The sequence below is a fragment of the Morganella psychrotolerans genome, assembly GCF_965118875.1.
GTDB classification, from domain to species: domain Bacteria; phylum Pseudomonadota; class Gammaproteobacteria; order Enterobacterales; family Enterobacteriaceae; genus Morganella; species Morganella psychrotolerans_C.
In genome coordinates this window covers 172,741-192,188 of sequence record NZ_CBCPJD010000012.1, presented here as the reverse complement: position 1 = coordinate 192,188, position 19,448 = coordinate 172,741, and the positions used below count along the sequence as shown (strand labels likewise).

Annotated in this window: 20 protein-coding genes; 13 read left to right on the top strand and 7 right to left on the bottom strand. The window is 48.2% G+C overall.

The window, feature by feature from the left end:
- The 6 genes from ACMHKJ_RS13865 to rbsD all read right to left on the bottom strand — a co-directional run.
- The coding region (locus ACMHKJ_RS13865) for a LacI family DNA-binding transcriptional regulator (protein ID WP_413494772.1) at positions 1–784 on the bottom strand (784 nt) is incomplete at its 3' end.
- Between the two features lie 13 nt (positions 785–797).
- Positions 798–1,724: a ribokinase gene (rbsK, locus tag ACMHKJ_RS13860; protein WP_413494765.1), complete on the bottom strand. Its 927-nt coding sequence runs from the start codon at positions 1,722–1,724 to the stop codon at positions 798–800.
- Between the two features lie 79 nt (positions 1,725–1,803).
- Positions 1,804–2,694, bottom strand: coding sequence for a ribose ABC transporter substrate-binding protein RbsB (gene rbsB, locus ACMHKJ_RS13855; protein WP_413494764.1), 891 nt, complete (start codon positions 2,692–2,694; stop codon positions 1,804–1,806).
- Positions 2,695–2,725: 31 nt separating this feature from the next.
- The gene (gene rbsC / locus ACMHKJ_RS13850) at positions 2,726–3,697 is read right to left on the bottom strand and encodes a ribose ABC transporter permease (protein ID WP_067368953.1); all 972 of its coding nucleotides are present in this window, start codon (positions 3,695–3,697) and stop codon (positions 2,726–2,728) included.
- Between the two features lie 3 nt (positions 3,698–3,700).
- Positions 3,701–5,206 carry a ribose ABC transporter ATP-binding protein RbsA gene (rbsA, locus tag ACMHKJ_RS13845; RefSeq protein WP_067368955.1) on the bottom strand — a complete coding sequence of 502 codons (1,506 nt, stop codon included), beginning with the start codon at positions 5,204–5,206 and terminating at the stop codon, positions 3,701–3,703.
- 7 nt (positions 5,207–5,213) lie between these two features.
- Positions 5,214–5,633: a D-ribose pyranase gene (rbsD, locus tag ACMHKJ_RS13840; RefSeq protein ID WP_067368957.1), complete on the bottom strand. Its 420-nt coding sequence runs from the start codon at positions 5,631–5,633 to the stop codon at positions 5,214–5,216.
- A gap of 312 nt (positions 5,634–5,945) precedes the next feature.
- Between rbsD and ACMHKJ_RS13835 the strand changes: the two genes are divergently transcribed.
- From ACMHKJ_RS13835 to viaA, 3 genes are all read left to right on the top strand, one after another.
- Positions 5,946–6,521, top strand: a complete 576-nt coding sequence (locus ACMHKJ_RS13835; protein WP_413494762.1) for a lytic polysaccharide monooxygenase — start codon at positions 5,946–5,948, stop codon at positions 6,519–6,521.
- Positions 6,522–6,665: 144 nt separating this feature from the next.
- Positions 6,666–8,177 (top strand): ATPase RavA, encoded by a 1,512-nt coding sequence (gene ravA / locus ACMHKJ_RS13830; protein WP_413494760.1) that lies wholly within the window; start codon positions 6,666–6,668, stop codon positions 8,175–8,177.
- Positions 8,171–9,625 carry an ATPase RavA stimulator ViaA gene (gene viaA, locus ACMHKJ_RS13825; protein ID WP_413494759.1) on the top strand — a complete coding sequence of 485 codons (1,455 nt, stop codon included), beginning with the start codon at positions 8,171–8,173 and terminating at the stop codon, positions 9,623–9,625. Before ravA ends, viaA begins: the two co-directional genes overlap by 7 nt.
- A gap of 24 nt (positions 9,626–9,649) precedes the next feature.
- On the opposite strand, the gene asnA is transcribed toward viaA, so the two are convergent.
- Positions 9,650–10,642, bottom strand: coding sequence for an aspartate--ammonia ligase (asnA, locus tag ACMHKJ_RS13820; protein ID WP_413494758.1), 993 nt, complete (start codon positions 10,640–10,642; stop codon positions 9,650–9,652).
- Between the two features lie 163 nt (positions 10,643–10,805).
- On the opposite strand from asnA, the gene asnC reads away from it, so the two are divergent.
- The 10 genes from asnC to atpA all read left to right on the top strand — a co-directional run bounded on the left by asnC (position 10,806) and on the right by atpA (position 19,445).
- The gene (gene asnC / locus ACMHKJ_RS13815) at positions 10,806–11,267 is read left to right on the top strand and encodes a transcriptional regulator AsnC (RefSeq protein WP_067368974.1); all 462 of its coding nucleotides are present in this window, start codon (positions 10,806–10,808) and stop codon (positions 11,265–11,267) included.
- An 88-nt stretch (positions 11,268–11,355) separates the two neighbouring features.
- Positions 11,356–11,799: an FMN-binding protein MioC gene (gene mioC / locus ACMHKJ_RS13810; protein WP_413494756.1), complete on the top strand. Its 444-nt coding sequence runs from the start codon at positions 11,356–11,358 to the stop codon at positions 11,797–11,799.
- A 371-nt stretch (positions 11,800–12,170) separates the two neighbouring features.
- On the top strand, positions 12,171–14,060 hold the full coding sequence (mnmG, locus tag ACMHKJ_RS13805; RefSeq protein WP_413494754.1) for a tRNA uridine-5-carboxymethylaminomethyl(34) synthesis enzyme MnmG: 1,890 nt from the start codon (positions 12,171–12,173) through the stop codon (positions 14,058–14,060).
- A 3-nt stretch (positions 14,061–14,063) separates the two neighbouring features.
- The gene (gene rsmG, locus ACMHKJ_RS13800) at positions 14,064–14,690 is read left to right on the top strand and encodes a 16S rRNA (guanine(527)-N(7))-methyltransferase RsmG (protein ID WP_413494752.1); all 627 of its coding nucleotides are present in this window, start codon (positions 14,064–14,066) and stop codon (positions 14,688–14,690) included.
- 601 nt (positions 14,691–15,291) lie between these two features.
- The gene (gene atpI, locus ACMHKJ_RS13795; protein WP_413494750.1) at positions 15,292–15,669 is read left to right on the top strand and encodes a F0F1 ATP synthase subunit I; all 378 of its coding nucleotides are present in this window, start codon (positions 15,292–15,294) and stop codon (positions 15,667–15,669) included.
- Positions 15,670–15,699: 30 nt separating this feature from the next.
- Positions 15,700–16,524, top strand: coding sequence for a F0F1 ATP synthase subunit A (gene atpB, locus ACMHKJ_RS13790; RefSeq protein WP_413494748.1), 825 nt, complete (start codon positions 15,700–15,702; stop codon positions 16,522–16,524).
- A 50-nt stretch (positions 16,525–16,574) separates the two neighbouring features.
- The gene (atpE, locus tag ACMHKJ_RS13785) at positions 16,575–16,814 is read left to right on the top strand and encodes a F0F1 ATP synthase subunit C (protein WP_413494771.1); all 240 of its coding nucleotides are present in this window, start codon (positions 16,575–16,577) and stop codon (positions 16,812–16,814) included.
- A 58-nt stretch (positions 16,815–16,872) separates the two neighbouring features.
- Positions 16,873–17,343 carry a F0F1 ATP synthase subunit B gene (atpF, locus tag ACMHKJ_RS13780; RefSeq protein WP_067368990.1) on the top strand — a complete coding sequence of 157 codons (471 nt, stop codon included), beginning with the start codon at positions 16,873–16,875 and terminating at the stop codon, positions 17,341–17,343.
- A 12-nt stretch (positions 17,344–17,355) separates the two neighbouring features.
- A complete protein-coding gene (gene atpH / locus ACMHKJ_RS13775; protein WP_413494746.1) occupies positions 17,356–17,889 on the top strand; it encodes a F0F1 ATP synthase subunit delta in 534 nt (177 codons plus the stop codon).
- 14 nt (positions 17,890–17,903) lie between these two features.
- Positions 17,904–19,445 (top strand): F0F1 ATP synthase subunit alpha, encoded by a 1,542-nt coding sequence (gene atpA, locus ACMHKJ_RS13770; RefSeq protein ID WP_067368995.1) that lies wholly within the window; start codon positions 17,904–17,906, stop codon positions 19,443–19,445.
- Positions 19,446–19,448 lie beyond the last annotated feature (3 nt).

Genomic DNA, 19,448 nt, shown 5'->3' with positions numbered 1-19,448 from the left:
GGACACGCAGCCCTTTCTGATATATAGCCTGATATGCCCCGACCGCCATTGCATCATTTCCGGCGAAAACGGCCTGCGGCAATACCGGTAGTGATAACAGCTTGTTCATGGCGGTAAAACCGCCACTGAACTCAAAATCACTTTCCAGCACATACTCTGCGGGCACATTCAGTCCGGCCTGTGACATTGCGCAGTAAAAACCCTCCAGCCGGGATTTCGCGGGCGATTTATCCAGCGGACCGGCAATACAGGCGATATGGGTAAATCCATTTTCAATTAAATGATTCGTGGCAATTTCACCGCCGAGAAATGAATTGTCCTGAATAATATCGCCGCCGTATTCAAACGGTGACCAATCCATCATCACCATAGGGATGCGCGGATAGCGGCTGAAGACATCCGGAGACGGTCCCCGGGTTTCCGTACACATCAGCAGTAAGCCATCGACCCGCTTTTGTAGCAGCGTTTCCAGGCTGCTGTTCATCCGCTGGTGATCCCCTTCCGTATTACAGAGGATAAGGCTGTAACCCCGTTCATAGCAGCTACGCTCAACACCACGGACAACTTCTGCATAGAATGGGTTATTACTGGTGGTGACCAGCATACCGATTGTTTGGGTGCGGTTCATTTTCAAACTGCGTGCAAGTGCAGACGGGGCGTAATTCAGTTCAGTGATGGCATCATCGACTTTCTTGCGCACACCATCACTGACAAAACGATTGTTATTAATAACGTGGGAAACTGTTGAGGTCGAAACGCCCGCCAGCCGCGCCACATCTTTCATTGTCGCCACAGTCTTAACCACGCGCTGCTAAAAAAGCATCAATTTCTTTGCGCCATGGCACTGAAGGCTGAGCGCCACGCCGTGTGACTGATATTGCAGCAGCAGCATGAGCAAAACGCACTGCGTCATCCGCCGGTTTACCTTCCAGCAGCGCAGTCACATAAGCACCATTAAATGTATCACCTGCCGCAATCGTATCGACTGCATTAACTTTAAAGCCCGGGATGCAACGCCCTTCACCGTTAATACTCAGCCAGACACCCCGGCTGCCCAGAGTGATAAGTACCTGTTCAATACCTTTGTCATGCAGCACTTGTGCCGCTTTCGCCGCCCCGGTTTCATCACTGACTGAAATCCCGGTCAGTTTTTCTGCTTCGGTTTCATTCGGCGTGATGACATCAACCAGGCTCAGCAGGCTGTCAGGTAATTCACGCGCAGGTGCAGGGTTTAAGATAACTTTTGTCTGATTTTTTTTCGCGATTTCAGCCGCTGCTATTACTGTCTCCAGCGGAGATTCAAGCTGCATCAGCAATGCATCCGACTGTGCCACTATCATCTGATACGGCAAGAAACGTGCAGGCGTCAGTGCGGCATTAGCACCTGCACTGATCCCAATGACGTTTTCGCCTTCACCGTTAACAAAAATCATCGCAACACCGGTAGTGGTTTCCGGTATCACGCTGATCGCCGCAGTATGAACGCGGTCATGCTTTAATTGTGCGAGGATCTCTGCACCGATAGCATCATCACCCACACAGGCAATAAAGGTAATATCAGCACCACTGCGCCCGCAGGCAACCGCCTGGTTTGCGCCCTTGCCGCCGAATGCTGTCTGGTATTGCTTCCCGATCACCGTTTCGCCGGGTGCCGGAAACTGCGCAATATTCATAATGTGATCGACATTAATACTACCGAGAACTGTCAGACGGGATGTTGTCATTACCTTTATTTCCTTATGGCTTACAATACTGCCGGTACGATACGCCCCGGCACACATGATGCGTGCCGGGGAAATACAGTTAGTCTTTTACAATCAGTTCTAATTCAACCGGGATTGTTTTATCTGTTTTCTCACCTTTCAAAATTTTGTCTGCGGTCTGAATACCGATAATACCAATCTGGTCAGGGCGCTGTGCAACGGTTGCACTTAATTTGCCGCTTTTCACAGCTTTAATACCATCGGCTGTGCCGTCAAAACCCACCACCAGCACATCATCACGACCGGCTGTCTGTAATGCGCGCTGCGCACCTAATGCCATTTCATCATTCTGTGCAAATACCGCCTGAACAGCCGGGTGCGCTGTCAGCAGGTTCTGCATCACATTCAGACCTTTGGTGCGGTCAAAATCAGCAGGCTGGCTCGCCAGGACATTCATTTTGTGTTCTGTAACCGCTTGTTTAAAGCCTTCTCCGCGCTCACGGGAGGCAGAGGTTCCGGTGATCCCTTCCAGCTGAATAACTTTTGCATCATTACCGGCTTTACGGGCAATAAAATCACCGGCCAGTTTGCCGCCGAGAACGTTATCAGAGGCGACGTGACTGACAACTTCACCTTTGTTGGCAACACGATCTAAAGTGATAACCGGGATATTTGCTTTGTTTGCCATCAGAACCGCATTACCGACTGCATCAGAATCTGTCGGGTTGATAAGCATCAGTTTGGTGCCTTTGACTGTCAGATCCTGTACGTTTGCCAGCTCTTTCGCCGGATTATCCATAGAATCCAGTACGATCAGGTCATAACCCAGTTTGTTGGCTTCTTTCTGCGCACTGTCTTTCATCGTGACAAAGAACGGGTTGTTCAGAGTAGAGATAACCAGGGCAATTGACTCTTTTGCCAGCGCATTTGCACTGATAGTAGCACTCAGCGCAACAACAGATAACAGGGTCGCAATCTTTTTCAGTTTCATATATCAGTTCCTGTAGGATCGGGTAAATAGATTATTTACTGCTTTTATTATCAACGAGTACAGCCAGCAAAATCACAACGGCTTTGACAATCATCTGGTAATTTGATGAAATCCCCAGCAGATTCAGCGCGTTATTCAGAAAACCTAAAATCAGCGCCCCGATAAGGGTGCCCATGATGCGTCCTTTCCCACCGGCAAGACTGGTGCCGCCCAAAACGACTGCCGCAATGGCATCCAGCTCATAACCATTCCCGGCCATTGGCTGTGCAGAGGATAAACGCGCCACTTCAATCACACTGGCTAATGCCGCCAGCAGACCACACAATGCGTAAACAATAATTTTGATTTTATCGACACTGATACCGGACAGCCGGGTGGCAGATTCATTACCGCCCAGCGCATAGATATGACGTCCGAGACGGGTATGGTTAAGCAGATACCAGGCGCCGGCGAAAACAACAATCATCAGCCAGACCGGTGCGGGTATCCCGAACAGGCGACCAATACCCAGCCAACTGAATACATCTGCATTATCACTGAAACCGGTACTGACCGGACTGCCGTCAGTATATACACGGGTTACACCGCGCAGTAACAACATCATCACCAGAGTGGCAATAAATGCCTGTACTTTTCCCTTGGCAACTATTATCCCGGTGACACCACCGATTGCCGCCCCCAGCGCCAGTGCACCAAATACTGCCACAATCGCATTCACATCCGCGCCGACCATAGACGCTGCAACTGCGCCGGTCAGTGCCAGCAGAGAGCCGACAGACAGGTCAATCCCGGAAGTCAGGATAACCAGCGTCATTCCCACCGCCATAATGGCGTTAACCGATGTCTGCTGAAGAATATTGAACATATTGTTGAGCGTAAAAAAGGTCGGGCTGATCATTGAGACAACAAAAATCAGGATAAATAATGCGATCAGTGATTTCTGCTCAAGCAGCCATTCTTTGGTAAACCAGCGCTTAGACGCCGGGGTTGACTCTGTACGCATATCTTACTCCTGCCCTGCGCCATATTGTTTGCCGACTGCCGCGGCCATTAATGCTTCCTGAGAGACCTGGTCGGCCGCAAACTCACCGCTTATCCGTCCCTCATGCATAACCAGGATGCGATCACTCATACCCATCACTTCCGGCATTTCCGAAGAGATAAGAATGATGCTCAGTCCTTCTTCTTTAAATTTATTAATCAGCTGATAAATTTCTTTTTTTGCCCCGACATCCACACCGCGTGTCGGTTCATCGAGGATAAGGACTTTCGGCCGGGTCATTAATCCGCGGGCAATCGCCACTTTCTGCTGATTCCCGCCGGATAAGAAGCCAATAGTCTGATCCATACCCGGGGTTTTGATATTGAACAACTGAATAAAATCGCCAACAGTCAGATGCTCTTCTTTATGATTAAGCCGCCCGGTTTTACTGCTGAAATACGGCAGTGCGGTCAGGGACATATTTTCTTTCACCGACATACCCAGCACCAGACCATCACGTTTGCGGTCTTCGGAGATATACACGATGCCGTTATCCAACCCTGCTTTAGGCGATGAAATCTGACAGGTTTTGCCGTCGAGAGTCACGGTTCCGCCGGTTTTCGGCAATGCACCGTAAATGATTTTCATCAGTTCTGTGCGCCCGGCGCCCATCAGCCCGGAGATACCAAGGATCTCATTTTCATGCAGAGTGAAGCTGACATCATGCACATCGTGCCCGCTCAGATTCTTCACCACCAGCTTCTCTTTGCCGCGCGGTAAATTCAGGCGCGGATACTGCTCTTCCAGTTTGCGCCCGACCATCATTTCAATCAGGGTATCTTCTGTCAGTTCAGAAACGGGTTTTTCACCGATAAACTGCCCGTCACGGAAAACCGTTACATCATCGCAAATCTCGAAAATTTCTTTCAACCGGTGGGAGATATACACAATGCCGCAGCCCTGCTCACGCAGTTCACGGATAACACTGAAGAGAGATTCCGTTTCAGTATCAGTCAGCGCGTCCGTCGGTTCATCCATGATGATAACTTTTGACTCAAAACTGAGCACTTTGGCAATCTCAACCATCTGTTGATCACCGATAGAGAGATCAGCCACCAGCCGGTGGCTGCTGTAGCGCAGATTCAGACGGGCCAGTAATTTATCAGCTTCGGCATACATTTTTTTCCAGTCAATCGCGCCGAATGCCCGGGTAAACTCACGCCCCAGAAAAATATTTTCAGCGATCGTCAGCTCAGGAATAAGGTTCAGTTCCTGATGGATAATCCCGATACCGGCTTCCTGAGACGATTTTGGTCCCGTAAACTGACATTCTTGTCCCAGAAACAGAACCTGACCGGCGTCTTTTTTATAGATCCCGGTCAGCACTTTCATCATAGTGGATTTTCCGGCACCGTTTTCCCCGACCAGCGCCATCACTTTACCGGGATATACCCGCAAAGCGGCACCCGATAAAGCTTTCACACCCGGGAATGCTTTATCAATGCCTTTCAGTTCAAGTAACGGTTCCATAGCCACCTCAGAACGTGACGCCGGAGAACAACATGACATTGGCGAACGGCGTACATTCACCAGTACGGATCACCGCACGACTATTTTGTGTCTGTAATTTAAAAGAAGCATGAGTCACATATTGAATCTGAATTACATTGCCCTGCTGTAACTCCAGCGCTTTCAAATGCGCCACAATCGCATCATGCAACTCACTGTTACGGGTCTGAATATCTTCAGCCATCAGCGCGGCTTCTACCTGCATCTCCTGTGTCACAACCTTAAACACAGACATAAAATCAGGCACACCCTGGGTTAACGCAAGATCAATACGCGGCGTGGCAGGCGGGATTGGCAACCCGGCATCGGCGATAGTGATATGATCCGTATGACCCAGACGCGAGATAACGGCGGAAACATCACTGTTAAGTAAAGCCCCTTTCTTCATAAAATCCTCCTGAGCGAAACGTTTCGCTTTTGATATATGGTAGAAAAAACACAAGAAAACACAATATTCAACGATGAAAATTGTGATGGTGATCGAAACGTTTCGCTTATGAATATGTTAAATAAAAAACTAACTGATTGAATGGCTTATAGCTGAATGGATTCACTTCGAAAAATACAGACCGCACAAACGATCACACGCCGCTGACCCTGTTTAATGTTCTGTTTTCCGTAACTGACCTGCCGGTATATGAAATTCGGATAATACACCCGCATCGTTATGCTCTCCGGGACACACAACAGGAGATCAATCATGCAAAAAAAACACATAATCATCCCCTTTATTACTATGCTGTTCACCACATCTGTTCTCGCTCATGGGTATATCACCAGCCCGGCCAGCCGTTCTGAAAACTGCAAAGCGGGCAATAACCCCGCCAAAATGTGTGGTTCCGCGCAATGGGAGCCTCAGAGTATTGAAGCGCTTTCCGGTTTTCCCGCTGGTAATTTCCCGCCGGACGGTCATCTCGCCAGTGCCGGTATTCCCCGCTTCCTGCCACTGGATATGCCGGGTGATGACTGGCATAAAATACCGGTTCAGGCAGGAAAAACGGAATTTGTCTGGAGCTATACCGCCACCCACAAAACCCGTAACTGGCGGTATTACATTACCCGTCCGGACTGGGATAGTCACACTCCGCTGACCCGTAATTCCTTTGAACCGGAGCCGTTCTGTGTTCATGACGGAAGAGCGAGCGAGCCGCCGGCAATCCTTTCTCATCAGTGTGACATCCCTGAACGTACCGGTTATCAGGTGATATACGGCGTATGGGAAATTGCAAATACCGCCAATAGTTTTTATCAGGTAATTGATGTCCGTTTTGACTGAGCACCGCCGCCGCCGGAACGCCCGGCGGTTTTTTTATCATTAATTGCCTGAAAAACAGAATAAACGTGATTTAACACAGTAAACACGGTAGCTTTTTTAGTTTATAAAGACAGAAACTGCATCAGTAAATTCACGGGGATCGCCATGCAACGTTCAGAACGCATTGCTCTGTTAAGCCGCCATCTGGAAACCGGCCTGTATGAACGCCAGCACGCCATCCGGCTCTGTTTATTAGCCACACTCAGTGGTGAAAGTGTTTTTTTGCTCGGTCCGCCGGGAATTGCCAAAAGTATGATTGCGCGGCGGATGAAACAAATATTCAGTCATGCCCGTGCGTTTGAATATCTGATGACCCGCTTCTCCACACCGGAAGAGATTTTCGGTCCGCTCTCTATTCAGGCACTGAAAGATGAAGGTAAATATCAGCGTATCACACAAGGCTATCTGCCGGATGCGGAAATCGTTTTCCTTGATGAAATCTGGAAAGCCGGACCGGCGATCCTCAATACACTGCTGACGGCGGTTAATGAACGGAAATACCGCAATGGTAACAGTGAAGATACTATTCCCATGCGCTTGCTGGTGGCCGCGTCGAATGAACTGCCGGACAATGACAGCAGCCTGGAAGCTCTTTATGACCGGATGCTTATCCGGCTGTGGCTCGATAAACTACAGGAAAAACAAAATTTCCGTGCCATGCTGAGCAATACTCAGCGCGTGGCTGAAGAGGTGATCCCTGCACATTTACAGGTTACGGATGAGGAATACCATCAGTGGCAGACTGAGATTGACAGCATTGTGCTGACCGATCAGATATTCGAGCTTATTTACCAATTACGCCGCGATATTGAGCGACTGGATAGCGCGCCCTATATTTCTGACCGCCGCTGGAAAAAAGCCCTGAGGCTGTTACAGGCCAGTGCCTTTTTTAACGGGCACAGCAGTATCACACCATTAGATCTGATCCTGCTGAAAGATTGCCTCTGGCATGATATGACCTCACTGAAATCTATTCCTCAACTACTGACACAACTGATGAGTGAACAGGCTTACCAGCAGCGCAGCCTGCTGCTGAAACTGGAGAAATACTATCAGGAATGGCTTCTGGCGACACAAACACAACAGCTTCAGGATGCATTCTGTGTTATCCGCAATTCAGGACGTTTCGCGCGCAAAGCCAGCTATGCGTTACCGGATAACCAGCCGCCCGGCGCACTGACACTCTTTCTGCATACGCCACTCACGCTGCATGACATTACAGTCACACATGTGGTTATTGAGCGCAGTGCTTTTGATACCTTTTTTGAAAAAGGTGAACACATTGCGGTGAAATTCAACGGGATCGGATTTACCCAGTCCGTTTCTGCGGTGGTTAATGATAACGGGCAGTTAATACTGCGCGATGTCAGTCTGCGTAGCTCCACACTGTTTCCTGCCGGAGAAAATCATCAGATGACAGATATTCAGAGACAAACCTGGCTCGATACTCTGTCCCCCATCCGCCAGTCACTGGTGCAACAGCGTCAGTTATTTGCACAGCATCAACCGGCACTGTTTATCAGCCATGAATGGATAGCCCTGATTGAAGAGAGCTTTCTGCCGGTTACAGAACGTCTGGAACAACTGACACACCAGATAAGCGGTAACCAGTGTTAAGTCTCTCGGTATTAGACCTGGCACTGGCAGTCAATGAAGGGGAGCTTATTGAAGAGATCCTCCTGACATTATTAGCCGCCCCGCAGTTAGCCTGGTTTTTTGAAAAACATCCGCGCCTGAAGCGGGCGGTATTACACGACCTTCCTTCATGGCGGAAATCGCTGGAGGAGCGGGTAAAAGAAGCGCTCGTTCCGGCCACGCTGGCAGATGAATTTCGTCTTTATCAGCAAAGTATCAGTGCTGACCGCGTGGAATTTTACCGCCTGCTGCCCGGTGTGCTCAAAGCGCTGTCAGACAGTAACTCCCCGTTTTCACCGGAGGCACACCGCCTGCACCGCGATGAACAGGAAACTACCTCACATCAGATTTTATTTAATCAGCGCTGGCGGCTGAGTCTTATCCTGCAGGTCACGACATACCACAAAAAAATTCTGGAGCAGGAAAAAGAACAATTACTGGCTGAGCTTCAGCAGCATCTGGCACTGAGCGGCAATTTAGATCCCCTCATCAGTGAGAATGATCGTGCTTCCGGTAAGTTATGGGATCTGGCGAAAGGATCACTAAAGCAACCTAAACAAACAGATGATCTTCTGCTGCGCTACAGTGAGTTTCTTAAATCCCAGCCGGAGCTGGAAAAACTGGCGTCGCTGCTGGGGCGCAGCCAGACAGCAAAATCCGTTCCGGAGGAGAGCCATATTCTTGAACCGTTCATAGTGACAGAACAGGTTCCCGATTTTACACCGGAAGAAGTGAGCGGTGTCGGGCTGAGTGATGATGTACTGCGCCTGCTGCCGGCAGAACTGGCGTTTCTCGGCATAAGCGAGCTGGAACTGGAATTTTACCGAAAACTGGCGGAAAAACAGTTATATACCTATCGCCTGCAAGGCGATCACTGGCAGGAGAGTCAGGTAATGCGCCCGGTTGTTCATCATCATGATGAAAAACAGCCACGCGGACCATTCATTATCTGTATTGATACCTCAGGCTCTATGGGCGGCTTCAATGAACGCTGTGCCAAAGCGTTTTGTCTGGCGCTGGTGAAAATAGCGATGGCAGATAATCGTCAGTGCCATGTGATGCTCTTCTCTACAGAACTGGTGCATTATGATTTTCTGGCGCGGGATGGTATCGAACAAATGACCCGCTTTCTGTTGCAGAGTTTTAAAGGCGGTACAGATCTGGCGTCCTGTCTGGCAGAAACAACAAAACGGCTGGAGATGCCACTGTGGCGTGATGCGGATGTGGTCGTAATGTCTGACTTTATTGCCCAACGGTTGCCGGATGACGTGGTAAAACAGGTAAAACGCTCGCAGTTACAAGGGAAACACCGCTTCCATGCGGTAGCCCTGTCCCATTACGGAAAGCCCGGTATCATGCGTGTTTTTGATCACATCTGGCGCTTTGATACCGGGTTAAAAACACGTTTACTGCGCCAATTCAGACGGTGAGCCGGTCGGGCTCACCGGGAATATTTACAGCATATCAGCGATAGTTTCGCGCACTTCCGGTGCCCAGACACTGCACTGTACCTGACCGATATGGCTGCGTTGCAGCAGTAACATCACCAGACGTGACTGACCAATGCCGCCGCCGACTGTTTGCGGCATTTCACCGGCAGCCAGCGCTTTATGCCAGTCCAGCTCCATGCGTACCTGCTCACCAGTCAGATCCAGCTGACGGGCAAGTGTGACCGGGTCCACACGGATCCCCATAGAAGATAACTCAAACGCATCCTGTAATACCGGGTTCCACACCAGGATATCCCCGTTCAGCCCTTTATAACCGTCGCTGTTTTCAGTCGTCCAGTCATCGTAATCAGGTGCGCGGACATCGTGTGATTCACCGTGTGATAATTTACCGCCGATGCCGATTAAGAATACGGCACCCAGCTCTTTCGCAATGGCGCGCTCACGACCTTTGGCATCAAGATCCGGATAACGCGCAAGCAGTTCTTCAGAGTGAATAAAATGAATTTGGTCCGGCAGGAACGGTGTCAGACCAAATTCTGTACTTACTGCAAGTTCTGTTTCTTTTATTGTCTGATATATTTTACTCACTGTCTGCTTCAGATAAGGCAACGTACGCTCCTCATCTGCCATCACTTTTTCCCAGTCCCACTGATCAACATACACAGAGTGGATTGGGGTTAAGCGATCCTCATCAGGACGCAACGCTTTCATATCGGTGTACAAACCCTGACCCGGCTGAAAATCAAAACGCCCTAACGTTTTACGTTTCCATTTAGCCAGTGAATGTACAACTTCAAAGGTTGAGCCCGGCAATGATTTAACTTTCACCTGAACCGCTTTCTCACTTCCGGATAAATTATCCTGAGTACCATCACCCACGCGGCTTAAAATAGGTCCCTGAACTTCAATCAGGCCCAGTTGTTTTTCCAGCAGACGTGAAAAATAAGATTTCACGAAGCTGATTTGTTGCTGCTGTCGGATGAATGATTTTTCCATGATAATAATCCTTGTTATGCGGAACATGTATTGCCTGTGAGATAGATTAAGCAACAGAACAGGGTATAAATTCAATATACTTTATCAAAAATACCCTTTACCATTTATAAAATTCATTTTAATGGTACCTAAAATGAATTTTCGCTAATTTAGAGGGCTTAAAATGACCGAAATTTATCAGATCGATAATCTGGACCGTGACATACTTCACGCTTTAATGGCAAATGCCCGCACACCTTATGCGGAATTAGCTAAAAAATTCGCGGTCAGTCCGGGAACCATTCATGTCCGCGTCGAAAAAATGAAGCAGGCAGGTATCATCACCGGAACCCGGGTAGATATCAGTGCAAAGCACCTGGGCTTTGATGTGACCTGTTTTATCGGCATCATATTAAAAAGCGCTAAAGACTACCCTACCGCTCTGACAAAACTCGATAAGCTTGAAGAAGTGGTTGAAGTCTATTACACCACCGGACAGTACAGTATTTTTATTAAAGTGATGTGTAAAACGATCGAGTCACTTCAGGATGTACTTATCAACAAGATCCAGAGTATTGATGAAATACAGTCCACCGAAACACTTATCTCCTTACAAAACCCGATCATACGAACGATCCATCCGTAAGAAAAAAATGTTATAACCACAATATCCACAGGTAGATCCCAGCTGTTTCACAGAGTACAATGTCGGCTCTTTACAGCAGGGGATCACCATGACCACAGTTACACTCATCAGCGGAAGTACAATGGGCAGCGCAGAATATGTCGCTGAGCATGTTGCAGAAATACTGGATAACAGCGGGTTTACCACCGATGTACAGCATGGTCCTGAACTGAATGATGTTCCGCAGCAGAACTGCACCTGGTTAATCGTCGCATCAACGCATGGTGCAGGTGACCTTCCTGAAAATATTCAGCCATTCGCTGACGCCCTGCGTGAGCAGAAACCTGATCTGAGCAGCGTCAGCTATGGTGCAGTCGGGATAGGCAGCAGTGAATATGATACTTTTTGTGGTGCAATCCGGACACTCGATACCCTTCTTGCTTCTCTGGGCGCGCAAAAAATAGGTGAATCACTCGAAATAGATATCCAGAAACATGAGATTCCTGAAGATCCCGCGGAGATCTGGATCAAAGAATGGATAAATTTGTGCTGATTTGCTGATAAAAACAGCAGTCAGATGTGGATAACTCTGGGATCAACCTGCGATCAACCGGTAGTTATTCACTGAATAAGATCGCCTCTCCTACCCCCCTGTGGATAAACAGGTCTTTTAACCCCAGCTTATACGCGCCGGGATCAACGGAACCTCACAGGAAAGGATCCTTTACAGTTAAATGATCTGTATAGGGATTTTTCACTTATCCACAGAAGACCACGATCCTAATAAAAGATCTAATAAAGAGATCTTTAAATAAAAAGATCTTTAAATAATTACCCGGCTCATACCGCACATGGTCAGACGCCACGAGTTGAGTTATATTCTTTCCCCCGATGCACAACTGCATTTTGTAATGAAGGTTTAACATGTTTTATCCGGATCATTTTGACGTCATAGTTATCGGTGGTGGCCATGCCGGTACTGAAGCTGCAATGGCTGCTGCACGAATGGGTCGTCAAACTCTTTTGCTGACTCACAATATCGACACTCTGGGTCAAATGTCCTGCAACCCTGCTATCGGTGGGATCGGCAAGGGACATCTGGTAAAAGAGATCGATGCACTGGGCGGACTGATGGCACATGCCACTGACTGTGCAGGTATTCAGTTCAGAACGCTCAATAACAGCAAAGGACCGGCTGTTCACGCCACCCGTGCTCAGGCTGACCGTGTGCTTTACCGGCAAGCCGTCAGAATGGCTCTGGAAAACCAGCCTAACCTGACTATCTTCCAGCAACCTGTTGAAGATCTTATCGTTGAAAACGATATTGTGACGGGCGCCGTAACCAAAATGGGACTGAAATTCAGGGCAAAATCTATTGTGCTGACAGTCGGGACATTCCTGGACGGCAAAATTCATATCGGACTGGAAAACTACAGCGGTGGTCGTGCCGGTGATCCGCCATCAGTTTCCCTGTCACACCGTCTGCGGGAATTGCCGCTGCGTGTTGGTCGTCTGAAAACAGGTACACCGCCACGTATTGACGCACGAACTATTGATTTTACTCAGTTAGCCGCTCAATACGGTGATAATCCGGAGCCGGTTTTCTCGTTCATGGGAAATGTGAATGAGCATCCGGAACAGATGCCGTGCCACATCACCTACACCAATGAAAAAACCCACGATGTTATTCGTCAGAATTTAGATCGCAGCCCGATGTATGCCGGTGTGATCGAAGGGATCGGGCCACGTTACTGCCCGTCCATTGAAGATAAAGTGATGCGGTTTGCTGATCGTAATCAGCACCAGATTTTCCTGGAGCCGGAAGGGCTGACCAGCAATGAGATTTACCCTAACGGGATCTCCACCAGCCTGCCGTTTGATGTGCAGATGAAAATCGTTCATTCAATGAAAGGCCTGGAAAATGCACAAATTGTACGCCCCGGTTATGCTATCGAATATGATTTCTTTGACCCCCGCGACCTGAAACAAACGCTGGAAAGCAAACATCTGCACGGCCTGTTCTTTGCCGGTCAGATTAACGGCACAACGGGCTACGAAGAAGCAGCAGCTCAGGGCTTACTGGCAGGACTGAATGCTGCCCGTTATGCGGCTGAACAGGAAGGCTGGTTCCCGCGTCGTGATCAGGCATATATCGGCGTACTGGTTGACGATCTCTGTACACTCGGCACCAAAGAACCGTACCGGATGTTTACTTCACGAGCGGAATACCGACTGATGCTGCGTGAAGATAACGCAGATGCCCGCCTGACCGAAACCGGTCGTGAATTAGGGCTGGTGGATGATGCCCGCTGGGCTCATTTCTGCGAAAAAATGGAGTTGATCGAAAAAGAACGTCAGCGCCTGCGCGATATCCGTGTACATCCGCAATCAGAATCAGTTAAAGAGATCAACGCGATCCTGAACGCACCGTTGTCAAAAGAAGCCAGCGGGGAAGATCTTCTCCGTCGTCCGGAAATAGACTACGCGGGTTTGATGACGCTGAGTACATTTGCACCTGGTCTGAATTCTCTGGTTGCTGCTCAGCAGGTGGAAATTCAGGTGAAATATGAAGGGTATATTTCCCGTCAGCAGGAAGAAATCCAGCGTCAGTTACGCAATGAAAATGCCACTCTGCCGGATGATATCGATTACCGTCAGGTATCCGGTCTCTCTAACGAAGTCGTGGCCAAGCTCATCGATCATAAACCGACATCCATCGGGCAAGCTTCCAGAATTTCAGGTATCACACCGGCAGCAATTTCAATTTTGCTGATCTGGCTGAAAAAACAGGGACTTTTACGGCGGAGTGCGTAAGTGATGAATGATTTACACCAACAATTATCTGCGTTGCTGCGCAGCGCGGATATCCTGCTGACCGATCAACAAAAGCAGCAACTGGTCGGCTATGTGAATATGCTTCACAAGTGGAACAAAGCCTACAATCTGACATCGGTACGTCAGCCGGAACAGATGCTGGTACGCCATATCATGGACAGCATCGTTGTTAATCCGCACCTGACCGGCAGCCGGTTTATTGATGTTGGTACGGGGGCCGGTCTGCCGGGTGTTCCGCTGGCGATTGTCCGCCCCGATGCGCATTTTGTCCTGCTGGACAGCCTGGGTAAGCGCATACGCTTTCTCAAACAGGTTCAGCATGAACTGGGACTGACAAACATCGAACCTGTTCAGTGCCGCGCTGAAGAGTATCAGGGCGAACTGTTTGACGGGGTCATCAGCCGGGCATTTGCCTCACTGGATGATATGCTCAAATGGTGCCGACATTTGTCTGCGACAGAGAACGGACGATTTTTTGCACTGAAGGGAAGTGTTCCGCATGAGGAACTGACCCGGTTACCGGAAGGCATTTCTCTGGTGAATGTGGAAAAATTATCGGTTCCGCAACTTGATGAACAACGCCACCTGGTGATTCTTAAAGTAAATTGAGTTTGCTGTACATCAAAAAATTGAAATATATTTAAGGGGTCGGAGTCAGCGCATTTTCTGCACCGCCCCTTTATTTTTACCGGTTTGAAAATAAAATGCGTAACGGTGACGTTACAAAATGACAACCGGTGACAGAGTAAATATTGGTCTGTTTTTATACCGGAAAAATGATGACAGACAAATTTTCCCGATAATCTATTTTTTTAAAAAAAATTATTTAATTTAAAATTAATCTGTAAATATCAGATTGTCATTTAAATATTTAATTAACCGGTTGATTGGTATTACTATTTTAACCATCGTTAATCGCTATAAAATGTTAATTCAACTAATGTATTTTATGTTATGTGATTTTTATCACGTTTCAAAAATGAGTTGCGCATCGTATTCTGAGGTAAGGTAGACTCTCTTTTTTATACGATTTGTGGTGGATGCAGAGAAATTAATTTTTTATTCACTTTTTCGCTACTTATTGATTGAAAACAATCTGACTGCCCGTATAATTTGCACGTTTTTGTCTCTTGACACTCTCGCGCAAAGGCAGTTTTATACATCATCAGTAAGCCTGACTCTAAAGGTGCATACGGGGAAAATAAATGTCATGTCTGTCTCCCTTTTCAACGGAAAATTGACTAAAAAACTGTTGTTTTTGCAGTTTATGGCGTTTGTTGTACTTAGTGCGCTTTTTTGCATAAAAAGTATCGAATGGGGTGCTTCCGCGCTGGCCGGGGGAGTTGCTGCATGGATACCTAATGCGATTTTTCTGCTGATTAGTAACCGGCAGAAAGCGTATGAGGAATCGCAGTCGTACCGGATTGCATGGTTTTTTGTACTCGGGGAAGGGTTTAAAGTTATCCTTGCGATAGCAATACTGATGGTTGCTTTAGGAGTGTTTAAAGCGGCAGTTGTACCACTTGTACTGACCTATTTAGCGGTGCTTTTTGTGCAGATTATTGCACCGGCCGTGCTAAGCCGTTAGCGGTTTTAACAACAAAGGGTAAGAGGCATCATGTCTGCATCAGGAGAAAGTTTAACCACAAAAGAGTATATCGGTGGACACCTGAATAACCTTCAGCTGGACCTGAATACTTTCGAGTTGGTCAATCCCCATGCGAACGTTACTCCATCGTTTTGGACGCTGAACATTGACTCCCTTTTCTTCTCAGTCATATTAGGTATTTTATTTTTATGGCTTTTCAGAAGAGTGGCAAAGAAAGCGACAAGTGGCGTTCCCGGGAAATTTCAGACTGCGGTAGAAATGCTTATCGGCTTCGTTGATGGCAACGTACGTGATATGTATCACGGCAAGAGCAAGGTTATTGCACCTCTCGCATTAACTGTGTTCGTGTGGGTGCTATTGATGAACGCACTGGACTTATTACCAATCGACTTTATTCCGTATATCGGTGAACACATCCTCGGTTTACCTGCTCTGCGTATCGTTCCGACCGCAGATGTAAGTATCACACTGTCGATGGCGATTGGTGTATTTGTTCTTATCCTCTTTTACAGCATCAAGATGAAAGGCGTGAAAGGATTTGCTAAAGAGCTGACATTACAGCCCTTTAACCATCCGGTATTCATTCCGGTCAACCTGATTCTGGAAGGGGTAAGCCTGCTATCAAAACCAGTATCACTCGGTCTCCGACTGTTTGGTAATATGTATGCAGGTGAGCTGATCTTCATTCTTATTGCAGGTCTGCTACCGTGGTGGTCACAGTGGTTACTGAGCCTTCCGTGGGCTATTTTCCACATACTGATTATTACGTTACAAGCCTTTATCTTTATGGTTCTGACGATTGTCTATCTGTCGATGGCGTCTGAAGAGCACTAATTTTTTTATCAATAAACTGTGATTTAACTGAAACAAACTTGGAGACTGTCATGGAAAACCTGAATATGGATCTGCTGTACATGGCTGCCGCTTTAATGATGGGCCTGGCGGCTATCGGTGCTGCGATCGGTATCGGCATCCTCGGTGGGAAATTTTTGGAAGGCGCTGCTCGTCAGCCTGATTTAATCCCTCTGCTGCGTACGCAGTTCTTCATCGTAATGGGTCTGGTTGATGCCATCCCGATGATCGCTGTGGGTCTGGGCTTGTATGTAATGTTTGCGGTCGCGTAGTGACGCGGCTTCACCCTGATATTTACATCAACTCAATTAACAAAAGAGGTATTGTGCTGTGAATCTTAACGCAACAATCCTCGGCCAGGCCATCGCGTTTGTCCTGTTTGTTTTGTTCTGTATGAAGTTTGTATGGCCACCGATTATGGCGGCCATTGAAAAGCGTCAAAAAGAAATTGCTGACGGTTTATCTTCCGCAGAACGTGCTAAAAAGGACCTGGACTTAGCGCAAGCCAATGCGACCGACCAAATGAAAAAAGCGAAAGCGGAAGCATCTGCCCTTATCGATCAAGCGAATAAACAACGCGCTCAGATTATCGATGAAGCAAAAGCAGAAGCGGAAGTTGAGCGTAGCAAAATCGTTGCTCAGGCACAGGCGGAAATTGACGCCGAACGCAAACGGGCACGGGAAGAGTTACGCAAGCAGGTCGCCATTTTAGCTGTCGCGGGTGCCGAGAAAATTATTGAACGTACCGTGGATGAAGCTGCTAACAGCGACATCGTTGATAAACTTGTCGCTGAACTGTAAGGAGGATGGGGCATGTCTGAAATCGTTACTGTAGCTCGCCCCTACGCCAAAGCAGCTTTTGACTTTGCTGTGGAAAACCGGGCCGTTGAAAAATGGCAGGACATGCTTTCGTTCACCGCTGAAGTGGCGCGCAATGAGCAGATCAAAGATCTGATTTCCGGTTCGTTTGCACCGGAAACCTTGGCTCAGGCGTTCATCACTGTATGCGGTGATCAAATCGATGAGCATGTTCAGAACCTGGTTCGTATCATGGCTGAGAACGGGCGCTTAGTGACCCTGCCGGAAGTTTGCCGTCAGTTCGCATCACTGCGGGCTGCGCTGGAGTCAACTGTTGAAGTTGAAGTAACTTCAGCCGCTGAGCTCAATGAACAGCAGCTGGCGAAAATTTCTGCAGCGATGGAAAAACGTCTGTCACGCAAAGTTAAGCTGAATTGCAAAATTGATAAGTCTGTTATCGCGGGGTTTGTATTGCGAGCAGGTGACCTTGTCATCGACAACAGCATTCGCAATCGACTCGAGCGTTTAACCGACGTCTTGCAGTCTTAAGGGGACTGGAGCATATGCAACTGAATTCCACCGAAATCAGCGAACTGATCAAGCAGCGCATTGCTCAGTTCAATGTTGTGAGCGAGGCTCACAACGAAGGTACGATTGTTTCCGTCAATGACGGTATCATTCGTGTCCACGGTTTAGCCGAGGTTATGCAGGGTGAGATGATCTCTCTGCCGGGTAACCGTTATGCAATTGCACTGAACTTAGAGCGCGACTCTGTTGGTGCGGTTGTTATGGGTCCGTATGCCGACTTAGCAGAAGGCATGAAAGTTAAGTGTACCGGCCGTATCCTGGAAGTTCCTGTCGGCCGTGGTCTGTTAGGCCGCGTGGTTAACACCCTGGGTGAACCTATTGATGGTAAAGGTCCGGTTGATAATGATGGGTTCTCACCTATTGAGGTTATCGCACCGGGTGTTATCGAGCGTCAGTCTGTTGATCAGCCTGTACAAACCGGTTACAAATCTGTCGATGCGATGATTCCTATCGGTCGTGGTCAGCGTGAGTTGATCATCGGTGACCGTCAGACGGGTAAAACCGCACTGGCAATCGATGCAATCATCAATCAGCGTGATTCTGAAATCAAATGTATTTACGTTGCGATTGGTCAGAAAGCATCCACTATTGCAAACGTTGTCCGTAAATTAGAAGAACACAATGCCCTGGCTAACACTATTGTTGTCGTGGCTAGTGCGTCTGAATCTGCGGCACTGCAATATCTGGCACCGTATTCTGGTTGTGCGATGGGTGAATACTTCCGTGACCGCGGTGAAGATGCGTTAATCATTTATGATGACTTATCTAAACAGGCTGTTGCTTACCGTCAGATTTCCCTGCTGCTGCGCCGTCCACCGGGACGTGAAGCATACCCGGGTGACGTTTTCTACCTGCACTCCCGTCTTCTGGAGCGTGCTGCGCGTGTAAACGCAGAATATGTGGAAGCGTACACGAAAGGTGAAGTGAAAGGCCGGACAGGGTCACTGACTGCACTGCCTATCATTGAAACTCAGGGCGGAGATGTTTCTGCGTTCGTTCCGACGAACGTTATCTCCATCACTGATGGTCAGATCTTCCTGGAGTCGAGCCTGTTCAACGCCGGTATCCGTCCTGCAGTTAACCCGGGGATCTCTGTATCCCGTGTGGGTGGTGCTGCACAGACTAAGATCATGAAAAAACTGTCCGGGGGTATCCGTACCGCTCTGGCACAGTATCGTGAACTGGCGGCGTTTTCACAATTCGCATCTGACCTTGATGATGCAACCCGTAAACAACTTGACCACGGTCAGAAAGTTACCGAGTTGCTCAAGCAGAAACAGTACGCACCAATGTCAGTGGCACAACAGTCTCTGTCACTGTATGCAGCTGAGCGTGGTTACCTGGAAGACATCGAATTATCTAAAGTCGTGCCGTTTGAAGCAGCACTGATTGGCTATGCCATGCGTGAACATGCTGATCTTCTTAAAGAAATCGACCAGACGGGTAGCTATAACGATGATATCGAAGCGAAGTTGAAAAACGTCCTCGATACCTTCAAGGCAACTCAGTCCTGGTAATAC

What these genes read in the sequence shown, in the direction of transcription:
- rsmG (WP_413494752.1), top strand. Translation starts at nt 14,064, where the DNA reads ATGAATGATTTACACCAACAATTATCTGCGTTGCTGCGCAGCGCGGAT.
- rbsK (WP_413494765.1), bottom strand. Translation starts at nt 1,724, where the DNA reads ATGACAACATCCCGTCTGACAGTTCTCGGTAGTATTAATGTCGATCAC.
- ravA (WP_413494760.1), top strand. Translation starts at nt 6,666, where the DNA reads ATGCAACGTTCAGAACGCATTGCTCTGTTAAGCCGCCATCTGGAAACC.
- atpB (WP_413494748.1), top strand. Translation starts at nt 15,700, where the DNA reads ATGTCTGCATCAGGAGAAAGTTTAACCACAAAAGAGTATATCGGTGGA.
- atpH (WP_413494746.1), top strand. Translation starts at nt 17,356, where the DNA reads ATGTCTGAAATCGTTACTGTAGCTCGCCCCTACGCCAAAGCAGCTTTT.
- rbsC (WP_067368953.1), bottom strand. Translation starts at nt 3,697, where the DNA reads ATGCGTACAGAGTCAACCCCGGCGTCTAAGCGCTGGTTTACCAAAGAA.
- asnA (WP_413494758.1), bottom strand. Translation starts at nt 10,642, where the DNA reads ATGGAAAAATCATTCATCCGACAGCAGCAACAAATCAGCTTCGTGAAA.
- mioC (WP_413494756.1), top strand. Translation starts at nt 11,356, where the DNA reads ATGACCACAGTTACACTCATCAGCGGAAGTACAATGGGCAGCGCAGAA.
- rbsD (WP_067368957.1), bottom strand. Translation starts at nt 5,633, where the DNA reads ATGAAGAAAGGGGCTTTACTTAACAGTGATGTTTCCGCCGTTATCTCG.
- rbsB (WP_413494764.1), bottom strand. Translation starts at nt 2,694, where the DNA reads ATGAAACTGAAAAAGATTGCGACCCTGTTATCTGTTGTTGCGCTGAGT.
- rbsA (WP_067368955.1), bottom strand. Translation starts at nt 5,206, where the DNA reads ATGGAACCGTTACTTGAACTGAAAGGCATTGATAAAGCATTCCCGGGT.
- asnC (WP_067368974.1), top strand. Translation starts at nt 10,806, where the DNA reads ATGACCGAAATTTATCAGATCGATAATCTGGACCGTGACATACTTCAC.
- mnmG (WP_413494754.1), top strand. Translation starts at nt 12,171, where the DNA reads ATGTTTTATCCGGATCATTTTGACGTCATAGTTATCGGTGGTGGCCAT.
- ACMHKJ_RS13835 (WP_413494762.1), top strand. Translation starts at nt 5,946, where the DNA reads ATGCAAAAAAAACACATAATCATCCCCTTTATTACTATGCTGTTCACC.
- atpE (WP_413494771.1), top strand. Translation starts at nt 16,575, where the DNA reads ATGGAAAACCTGAATATGGATCTGCTGTACATGGCTGCCGCTTTAATG.
- atpI (WP_413494750.1), top strand. Translation starts at nt 15,292, where the DNA reads ATGTCTGTCTCCCTTTTCAACGGAAAATTGACTAAAAAACTGTTGTTT.
- atpA (WP_067368995.1), top strand. Translation starts at nt 17,904, where the DNA reads ATGCAACTGAATTCCACCGAAATCAGCGAACTGATCAAGCAGCGCATT.